Genomic DNA, 9,159 nt, shown 5'->3' with positions numbered 1-9,159 from the left:
GTGTATAAGAGACAGCCTTGGTACTGGACGGGTAGGGGCGGCGGGGGCGAAAAACCCCTCGCCCTACCTCCCCGCCTCCTTGGACACCAACGCCACCGCCTCATCCACGTCATCCGTCAGATGGAACAGCAGCAGATCCTGCTCCGACGCCTTGCCCTGCGCGATGAGCGTGTTCTTCAGCCAGTCCACCAACCCGCCCCAGTACTCCGTACCGAAGAGGACGATGGGGAAGCGCGTGACCTTCTGGGTCTGAACCAGGGTCAGCGCCTCGAAGAGTTCGTCCAGCGTGCCGAGGCCGCCGGGCAGGACCACGAACCCCTGCGCGTACTTGACGAACATCATCTTGCGCACGAAGAAGTAGCGGAAGTTGAGGCCGATGTCGACGTAGGGGTTCAGCCCCTGCTCGAAGGGCAGCTCGATGCCGAGCCCGACCGAGATGCCCTTCGCCTCGCACGCACCCTTGTTGGCGGCCTCCATGGCACCCGGCCCACCACCCGTGATGACCGCGAACCCGGCCTCGACGAGACCCCGGCCGAGCGCGACCCCGGCCTCGTACTCCGGTGACCCGGCCGGCGTACGGGCCGAGCCGAACACGCTGATCGCGGGCGGGAGTTCGGCCAGCGTGCCGAAGCCCTCGATGAACTCCGACTGGATGCGCAGCACCCGCCAGGGGTCGGTGTGCACCCAGTCCGAGGGCCCGCCCGCGTCCAGCAGCCGCTGGTCCGTCGTGCTCGCCTGCACCTGGCCGCGCCTGCGCAGCACGGGGCCGAGCTGCTGCTCGTCCGGTGGCCGCTTCTTGCCCTCCGGGTCGCCAGTGGCCATGTCCGCTCCCTCCGCGATTGGGGCCTCCCCCGGCTCGAGCGAAGCCGAGAGCTGGGGAAGGGTCGTTCCACCCCAGCGTAGGTCTACGCGGGTTACGGAGGGGGGACGCCGGCATGTCCGCCATGAACCGCCCTCAGGTACGGGGCAGGACCTCGCGTACGGGTCAGGACGTCAGCCAGGCCCGCAGACGTTCCTCCCCCGCCAGGATCTTCCCCGTTTCGACCCGTTCGTCCCGCTTGTGCGCCAAGTGCGGGTTTCCGGGACCGTAGTTGACGGCGGGGACGCCGAGGGCGCTGAAGCGGGAGACGTCCGTCCAGCCGTACTTGGGCTGCGCGGTGCCGCCGACCGCCTCGATGAACGCGGCGGCCGCCGGGTGGGACAGACCGGGCAGCGCGGCCCCGCTGTGGTCGTCGACGACGAACTCCTCGACCCCGCAGTCCGCGAACACCTCGTGCACGTGGGCCAGCGCCTCCTCCTCGCTACGGTCGGGCGCGTAACGGAAGTTGACGGTCACCACGCATTCGTCGGGGATGACGTTGCCCGCCACTCCGCCCTCGATCCGGACGGCGTTGAGGCCCTCGCGGTACTCCAGCCCGTCGATGACCGGATACCGCGGCTCGTACGAGGCCAGGCGGGCGAGGATCGGGGCGGCCGCGTGGATCGCGTTCGAGCCCATCCAGCTGCGCGCGGAGTGGGCGCGCTCGCCGCGCGTCTTCAGCAGCACCCGGAGCGTCCCCTGGCAACCGCCCTCCACCTGTCCGTCCGAGGGCTCCAGCAGTACCGCGAAGTCGCCCTCCAGCCAGTCCGGGTGGGCCTCGGCCACATGCTTCAGGCCGTTCAGGTGAGCGGCCACCTCCTCGTTGTCGTAGAAGACGAATGTGAGGTCGCGATTGGGCTCGGGCACGGTGGCCGCGATCCGCAGCTGCACGGCGACACCCGCCTTCATGTCGCAGGTGCCGCAGCCCCACAGCACGCCGTCGTCGTCGAGGCGCGAAGGCACGTTGCCGGCGATCGGCACCGTGTCGATGTGCCCGGCGAGGATCACGCGCTCGGCCCGCCCCAGGTTCGTACGGGCGACGACGTTGTTGCCGTACCGGTCGACCGTCAGATGCGGCAGGGCACGCAGCGCGCTCTCGACGGCGTCCGCCAAGGGCTTTTCGCTGCCGCTCTCCGAGGGGAAGTCGACGAGCCGCGCGGTCAGCCGGGCGGCGTCAACGGTGAGGTCAAGCGGGGTGTCAGCCATACGGTCGACCCTAGCGCGACGGCCCGTACCGCCCCCACGTCGACTGCTTTGAGACATCCCCCCACAGCTTGTTGACCAAATGTCCATAGTCCGGTCATCAGACCCCGCGCCCTTCGCTACCTTGATGAGCGTGCGCGAACCCACCAGTAACGTCCGTCGCCGCCGCCTCCCGCGTTTCGGAACGGCGCTCGCGATGCTGCTCGCCCTCGCGGCGTACCTCACCTTCCAGTACGTCACCGGGGGCACGGGCGCTCCCCGCTGCACGGTCGTCTCGGACAGAGGCGAAGGCGCGTCGTCATACGAGTACGAGTTCACGGCGGAGCAGGCGGTGAACGCGGCGACGATCTCGGTGGTCGGCACCAACCGCGGCATGCCCGAGCGGGCCGTCACGATCGCCCTCGCGACGGCGCTCCAGGAGTCCGGCCTGCGCAACATCGACCACGGCGACCGGGACTCGCTGGGCCTGTTCCAGCAGCGGCCCTCGCAGGGCTGGGGCACGGAAACGCAGGTCATGGACCCGGCGTACGCGGCGAGCGAGTTCTATGAGCACCTGGCCAAGGTGCCGGACTACTCGGAACTGCCGCTCACCGTCGCCGCCCAGCGCGTGCAGCGCAGCGGCTTCCCGGACGCGTACGCGAAGCATGAAACGGACGCCACCCTGCTGGCCGCGGCGCTGACCGGGCGCGCGGCGGGCACGCTCACCTGCGAGGGGCGCCCGGACATGCGGCCAGCGCAACGTCGGCAGCCCGGCCCGGACGCGGTGCGCGCCGCGCTGGTACGGGACTTCGGGCAGGACATGTTCCAAGAGGCGGGCGCGGAGCGGAAGTTGGGGCCGGAAGCGGACGCCACTCCGTCGGGTGCGTCCCCCGGCGCGGACGGTCCCGCGAGCCCCCGCACCGTGACCATCCCCGTCCCCGACGCCCCGGCCGCCAGGGGCGGGCAGCGGCAGCGCGGCTGGGGACTGGCGCACTGGGCGGTGGCCAACGCCTCCGCGCTGCACATCAAGCGGGTCTCGTACGCGGGCCGGGTCTGGATCGCCGGGAACACCCGCAGTGAGTGGCGCGCGGAGACCTCGAGTTCCCGGAACTCCACGGGGGAAGTCCGCGTCGTCACGGGGCGGTAGTACGCGCCCTCACCCATTCGGGGGACCCCGTGTGCGCCATGTCCACAGCGCGCACGGGATGTCGTCCGCCCCCCGCGCGAATCGACCAAATCCCTTGGGAAGCAAGGGCGGTAAGGATTCAGCAGACTTTCGCACCGGGCGTTCTTTGCCCGGTTTTCTCCGCAGCCGATAATGCGATGCATTGCCAACTCTTTACGTCGGGCCACCGCAACCTTCGCGGACTTCGAGCGGTAGTCACTGCGTCCGAGCCCGGAACGATCAACCGCGGAGCCACCGCGGATCAACCGCAGCCGGTCGGCCGATATCCAGTCGGCCACCACCAACTCCCGGGCCTGGTCGCACACTTCACCGTTTTTCTCCCCGTCTAAGGAGCATCATGTCCCTCCCCCTGACCCGCCGGATCGCCCGTACCGCGCTGCTCGTCGCAGCGGGAGCGGCTGCCGGGGTCGGTGCGGCCGGCTCCGCCAGCGCGGCGCCCCAGCTGCCCGCTTCCCCCGACCTCGGCGGGATGTCCGCGCTGGACAACGCGGGCACCACCGTCGACGGTGCCACGCAGACCACCACCGACCTCGCGAGCGACGCCGGCAACCAGGCCGTCAAGCAGGGTGTGCCGGCCGCGGACAAGACGACCGGCAAGGCCGTCAAGACCACGGGCAAGGCCGTCAAGAAGACGACGCCCGTCGCACAGCGCGCCGCCGGGGATGTCGCCGGTTCCGCGAGTGACGTGGCCGGTGACACCGCCAAGTCGGGCGGGGCCTCCCTGCCGACCGGGAGCCTCACCCAGGGCGGTCTCCCCGGCGCGGAGACGCTGCCGACGCAGAACCTGCCGCTCGGCTGACATCACGCTCGTACGGCGAAGGGGTCCAGGTGCACGCCATCTGGACCCCTTCGCCGTACGCACGATTCGCGGTCGTACGCGACCTACAGGCGCCCCACAGCCGCCTGTACCCGCTCGTCCGTCGCCGTCAGCGCCACGCGGACGAAGCTTTCGCCCGCCGGACCGTAGAAGTCGCCCGGCGCGACCAGGATGCCCAGCTCCGCCAGGTGGGCGACCGTGTCCCAGCAGGACCCGTCCCGGGTCGCCCAGAGGTACAGGCTCGCCTCACTGTGCTCGATGCGGAAACCGTGCCGCAGCAGGGCCTCGCGCAGGGCCGTACGGCGGGCCGCGTAACGCTCGCGCTGCTCGCGTACGTGCGTGTCGTCGCCGAGGGCGGCGACCGCCGCGGCCTGGGTCGGCGCGGAGGTCATCATGCCGCCGTGCTTGCGGATCTGGAGCAGGTCGCCGAGAACGGCCTCGTCGCCGGCCAGGAACGCGGCCCGGTAGCCCGCGAGGTTCGACCGCTTCGAGAGCGAGTGGACGGACACGAGCCCCTCGTACGAGCCGCCGCACACATCCGGGTGCAGGACCGAGACCGGGTCGGCCTCCCAGCCCAGCTCGAGGTAGCACTCGTCGGAGAAGACGAGGATGCCGTGCTCGCGCGCCCAGGCGACGATCCGGGTCAGCTCGTCCTTGGACAGGACGCGGCCGGTGGGGTTCGACGGGGAGTTGAGCCAGAGGAGCTTCAGGCCGGCCGGGTCCAGGTCCGTCGGGTCCTCGTACGAGACGTAGTCCGCGCGGGCCAGCCTGGCCCCGACCTCGTACGTCGGGTAGGCAAGGCGCGGATACGCCACCCTGTCCCCCGGGCCGAGGCCCAGCTGGGTCGGCAGCCAGGCCACCAGTTCCTTCGAGCCGACGACCGGCAGGACGCCTCGGTGGGTGAGGCCGCGCGCGCCCAGTCGCCGTTCGCACCAGCCCGTGATCGCGTCCCGCAGTTCCGGTGTGCCCCACACCGTGGGATAGCCGGGCGAGTCGGCCGCGGCCACCAGAGCTTTCTGGATCAGCTCGGGCACCGGGTCGACCGGGGTGCCGACGGACAGATCGACGATGCCGTCCGGATGGGCGGCGGCCGTCGCCTTGAAGGGCTCCAGCTTGTCCCAGGGAAAGGTGGGAAGCCGGTCGGAGACTGCGGACACGGGTTTCACTTTCTGCTTGGGCTGCGCCGGAGCGCTCGGCCGCTCTTGTCGCTTCCGCCGCTTGGGCAAACACCTCGGTCCCGTACGACGATCAAGGTGATCAGGGCGTACGGGACCGAGGCGGCGCGGATGCGGGCGCCGCTTACTGGTTCTGCGGCGGCAGCGCTGCGATGAAGGGGTGGTCGCGCTCGATCAGGCCGAGCTTGCTGGCGCCGCCGGGCGAGCCGAGTTCGTCGAAGAACTCGACGTTCGCCTTGTAGTAGTCCTTCCACTCTTCGGGAGTGTCGTCCTCGTAGAAGATCGCCTCGACCGGGCAGACCGGTTCGCAGGCTCCACAGTCGACGCATTCGTCCGGGTGGATGTACAAGGACCTGGAGCCCTCGTAGATGCAGTCGACCGGGCACTCCTCGATGCACGCCTTGTCCTTGACGTCGACACAAGGCTGCGCGATGACGTAGGTCACGCTGTCGTTCCTCCTCGGTAGGGCGCTGGCGGGCCTCCTCAGGCTCCGCCGCCTGGCGCGCGGGAGCGCGGCGTCGTCGATGCCCGCACCTAGTATCTCCGTTCCCGGGCGTGATCCGAACAGGAGGGTTGTACTGAGCTGTGGATTTCTCCTCGCATATACGGCTCGAAGTCCGTGTCACCCCTGCTGACGTGGGCAAACGTATCTCGGTACGGCAGCTGACCGAAGACGCTCCCAAGGGTGAGAGGTTCACCGACACGGTGGGCGTTCTCACATCATGGGACGACGGTGTGCTGCTGATCACACGACGGTCCGGGGAACGTGTCCGCATCCCGGAAGCGTCGCTGGTCGCGGGCAAGGTGGTTCCGTCGGCCCCCGCCCGCCGCCGGGGCCCTTCAGCCTCGTACGAGGAGCTGGCTCGGATCGCCTCACGGGGCTGGCAGCCGGTGGAGCGGGAACGTCTCGGCGAGTGGGAGCTGCGGGCTGCCGCCGGATTCACCAGGCGGGCGAACTCGGTGCTGCCGCTCGGCGACCCGGGCCTACCGCTCGACGAGGCGCTGTCGCTCGTACGGGACTGGTACGCGGCCCGTGGTCTGCCCGCGTACGTCCAGACCGCGACCGGCGCCGAGGGCACGCAGGAATTGCTGTGTGCGCAGCTGGAGGAGCGGAGGTGGACGCGTGAGGTGAGTGCCGAGCTGTGGACGGGCGTGCTGACGCCGCTCGGCGACCTTCCGGACCCTGGGCGTCCGGTGCTCCTCTCCCGTACGGCGGACGAGGCGTGGCTCGGCCGCTATCAGCGCAAGGGCATGAGCGAGGTGGCCCTCAAGGTGCTGGGCGGGGGGCCTTCTGTGTGGTTCGCGACGGTGCCCGGCGCCGATCCGGGTTCCCCGGCGGCGATCGGCCGCTGTGTGATCGACGGCCGCTGGGCGGGTTTCGCCGCGGTCGAGGTGGATCCGTCCCTCCGCCGTCAGGGCCTGGCCACCATGGTGATGGGCGCCCTGGCCCGACAGGCACTGACCGAGGGCGCCTCGGCGGCCTGGCTGCAGGTGGAGACGGACAACGCGGGGGCGCGGGCGCTGTACAGGGGGATGGGGTTCGCGGCGCATCACGCGTACCACCACTACCGCGAGCCGGAGGCCTAGGACAGTGGCTCCGGCGGGCGCGCCGGAGACCGGTAGTGCGGTGAGACTGGTCTTTGGAGCCGCGCGGCGGTAGCGATCGGTGTGAAAGGGCACGAGGCAGTCATGGGTCGACCTCATCCTCCCGGGCCGGAGCGGAGCGCCGCGTGGCGGCGGCGGTTCGCCGATGAGGCGCGGGCCGAGCGGCCCGATCTCGCGACGCTGTGCCTGCTCATCGGGGCCGAGGCGGACGGGACGCTCGACGAGGCGGGGATGGACGCCGCGCAGATCGAACTGGACCGGCTGGCCGGGCAGTTGCCGTTCCGGCCGGGCGGGCCGCGGGCCTGGGCGACGGCGCTGGCCGAACACCTCGGCGCGCACTGCGGGTTCCGCGGCACGGCCGGTGACTATCAGCGGCTGGAGTCCTCGCTCCTGCACGAGGTACTGCGGCGGCGCCGCGGGCTGCCCATCCTGCTCTCGGTCGTGTGGATGGAGGTCGCGCGCAGGGCGGGGGCGCATGTGTACGGGGTCGCCCTCCCCGGCCACTTCGTGGTGGGCTTCGGCCGTCAAGGAGCTTCGCCCAGTACTGATTTCGATGAGCAGGTGCTGGCCGACCCCTTCGACGGCGGGCGCGTACTGACCGGCCCCGACGCGGAGCTGCTCGTCGCGGGCGCCACCGGTGCGCCCCTCGACCCGTCGATGCTGACCCCCGCCGACCCGCTGGACGTCGTCCTGCGCATCCTCAACAACATCCGCGCCTGGGCCGCCGCCCGCCCCGAGCGCGGCGACGTCGCCCTGTGGGCCGTGGACCTCTCGCTACTGCTCCCGTCCCACCCCGCCCGCCTCCGCTACGACCGCGCCCAACTCCTCGTTCAGCACGGAGACTTCCTGACAGGCGCCACAGAACTCGACGCGTACGCCGACATCGTGGCCCCGGTCGACGAACCCACCGCGGACCGCGTGCGCCAACAGGCGCGCGCGGCCCGCGCGATGCTCAACTGAACGGGCACGTCCTCAGGTCGCAGTTGTTGTCATGCGACCCAGCGTGGCCGCGCGAGATGCGGCCCGGCAGGGTCGGCGACCCGGACTACCGGATAACAGATGTCACACGACGGGTCAGGGCACCCGGCGAGTGCCGGGTGCCCCCTCTCGGTCGTGATCCGCTAGTTCGGGTTCGTCTCGATGGTGACGTCCCGATCGGTCTTACTCAGCAGGGCCTGACGCAGGGCGCCGTAGACGTCCTGGGGCGTGACGGGCGTCTTCTCACCGTTGCCCCGGCTGATCAGCACGCCGTCGAAGGTCTGACCGTACAGCTCCTGGAGCGCCTTCAGGTCAGGGCTGTCGACGAGCTTGCCGTTCACCGCCTTCACCCGGAGGAACTTCCACAGGGAGTTCTGCGGGCTGAACGGGATGGAGCGGGTTGCGTCCGTCCTCACGATGACGTTGGCCGACATCGCCGGCTGCGCGAACTCCTTCATCATCCGGTCGACTTCGGCCTTCGTGACCGTCGGCTCCTTCGTCGTGGTCGGAACCTGAACGGCGCCCGGATCGCCGGTCGCCACCTGCGTGCGGTACGCCTCCTCGACGGCCTTCGTCGACTGGGCGATGGCGATGCCCTTGCCCGCCTTGCCGTACACGGGGACGGCCTTGCCCCTCTCGAACCTGATCGTGCCCTCGGTCGCCGTTCCGGCGCCGCCGGCGGCGCGCTCCAGTGCGGCCCGCAGCTTCTCCTCGTCGACAGGCATGTCGGGTTCGACGACGCGCTCGCCGCCGAACAGCGAACCGATCACCGACACGGGGTTGTAGTCGGCGCCCGCCGCGGCCCGCACCGTGGACTGCGTGTCGAACTGGAGGCCCGCTTGGTCCGGCTGGAGGGCCACCGTCTCGCCGTCGACGGCCAGCTTCAACGGCTGGTCCATCTTTTTCCCGAAGGCGTCGTCGAGCTTCTTGACGGCCTCGTCGCGGGTGCCGCCGCCGATGTCGACACCGAGCACGGTGGTGTTCTTGGGCACATCGGAGTGGTTCATGAGCAGCCCGGCGCCGTACGCGATACCGGCGACGCCCACCACGCCGACCCCCAGGAGCACCAGCTTGTTGCGCCCCTTCTTCTTCGGCTTCGAGGCCGCGGGCACGGTCGGCGAGACCGGCTCGGGCAGCTTCGGGGGCTGATGCGGCATCGGTCCGTCGGAGGGCGCACCGGGCCCGAACGGGTTCTGGTGCGCCGGTACGACGGGAATGCCGCTGGTCAGCGTGTGCCCGGAGACGTTCTCGCCCGGACCGCCGCCGTAACCGGGCGGTTCGGGGGCGGGCTTCTGGGGGGTGAGGATCGCCGTGTCGTCGCTCATGCCGGCGCCGGGGTGGCCGGGGGCACCGGTTG

8 protein-coding genes and 1 pseudogene are annotated in these 9,159 nt (G+C 70.7%); 4 read left to right on the top strand and 5 right to left on the bottom strand.

Annotation, left to right across the window (positions count from 1 at the left end; genetic code table 11):
- Positions 1–63: 63 nt before the first annotated feature.
- Together G6048_RS44545 and dapE are read right to left on the bottom strand one after the other, a co-directional pair.
- A complete protein-coding gene (locus G6048_RS44545) occupies positions 64–822 on the bottom strand; it encodes an LOG family protein (protein WP_165345324.1) in 759 nt (252 codons plus the stop codon).
- A 163-nt stretch (positions 823–985) separates the two neighbouring features.
- Entirely contained in the window at positions 986–2,065 is a 1,080-nt protein-coding gene (gene dapE / locus G6048_RS44540) for a succinyl-diaminopimelate desuccinylase (protein WP_165345323.1), read from the bottom strand.
- Between the two features lie 124 nt (positions 2,066–2,189).
- Between dapE and G6048_RS44535 the strand changes: the two genes are divergently transcribed.
- The gene (locus tag G6048_RS44535) at positions 2,190–3,188 is read left to right on the top strand and encodes a heavy metal transporter (RefSeq protein WP_235991074.1); all 999 of its coding nucleotides are present in this window, start codon (positions 2,190–2,192) and stop codon (positions 3,186–3,188) included.
- A 376-nt stretch (positions 3,189–3,564) separates the two neighbouring features.
- On the top strand, positions 3,565–4,026 hold the full coding sequence (locus tag G6048_RS44530) for an ATP-binding protein (RefSeq protein ID WP_165345322.1): 462 nt from the start codon (positions 3,565–3,567) through the stop codon (positions 4,024–4,026).
- An 83-nt stretch (positions 4,027–4,109) separates the two neighbouring features.
- Here G6048_RS44530 and G6048_RS44525 read toward each other — a convergent pair whose 3' ends face one another.
- Together G6048_RS44525 and fdxA are read right to left on the bottom strand one after the other, a co-directional pair.
- Complete coding sequence (locus tag G6048_RS44525) at positions 4,110–5,201, bottom strand: bifunctional succinyldiaminopimelate transaminase/glutamate-prephenate aminotransferase (RefSeq protein ID WP_165345321.1); 1,092 nt, start codon at positions 5,199–5,201, stop codon at positions 4,110–4,112.
- A gap of 142 nt (positions 5,202–5,343) precedes the next feature.
- On the bottom strand, positions 5,344–5,664 hold the full coding sequence (gene fdxA / locus G6048_RS44520; RefSeq protein ID WP_018089397.1) for a ferredoxin: 321 nt from the start codon (positions 5,662–5,664) through the stop codon (positions 5,344–5,346).
- A 140-nt stretch (positions 5,665–5,804) separates the two neighbouring features.
- Between fdxA and G6048_RS44515 the strand changes: the two genes are divergently transcribed.
- Together G6048_RS44515 and G6048_RS44510 are read left to right on the top strand one after the other, a co-directional pair.
- Entirely contained in the window at positions 5,805–6,806 is a 1,002-nt protein-coding gene (locus G6048_RS44515; RefSeq protein ID WP_165345320.1) for a GNAT family N-acetyltransferase, read from the top strand.
- 102 nt (positions 6,807–6,908) lie between these two features.
- The gene (locus G6048_RS44510) at positions 6,909–7,784 is read left to right on the top strand and encodes a transglutaminase family protein (protein WP_206342901.1); all 876 of its coding nucleotides are present in this window, start codon (positions 6,909–6,911) and stop codon (positions 7,782–7,784) included.
- A gap of 161 nt (positions 7,785–7,945) precedes the next feature.
- On the opposite strand, the pseudogene G6048_RS44505 reads toward G6048_RS44510, so the two are convergent.
- Positions 7,946–9,159 (bottom strand): annotated as a pseudogene (locus tag G6048_RS44505) (hypothetical protein); the annotation flags it as partial.

The organism is Streptomyces ureilyticus, assembly GCF_011045025.1.
Classification (GTDB): domain Bacteria; phylum Actinomycetota; class Actinomycetes; order Streptomycetales; family Streptomycetaceae; genus Streptomyces; species Streptomyces ureilyticus.
Note: the sequence above shows the minus strand (reverse complement) of the source record. Positions and strands in the feature narration are given on the sequence as shown.

Bases quoted from the DNA above. Each gene is read 5' to 3' on its own strand.
- G6048_RS44535 (WP_235991074.1), top strand. From the start codon at position 2,190: ATGAGCGTGCGCGAACCCACCAGTAACGTCCGTCGCCGCCGCCTCCCG.
- G6048_RS44530 (WP_165345322.1), top strand. From the start codon at position 3,565: ATGTCCCTCCCCCTGACCCGCCGGATCGCCCGTACCGCGCTGCTCGTC.
- G6048_RS44545 (WP_165345324.1), bottom strand. From the start codon at position 822: ATGGCCACTGGCGACCCGGAGGGCAAGAAGCGGCCACCGGACGAGCAG.
- G6048_RS44510 (WP_206342901.1), top strand. From the start codon at position 6,909: ATGGGTCGACCTCATCCTCCCGGGCCGGAGCGGAGCGCCGCGTGGCGG.
- dapE (WP_165345323.1), bottom strand. From the start codon at position 2,065: ATGGCTGACACCCCGCTTGACCTCACCGTTGACGCCGCCCGGCTGACC.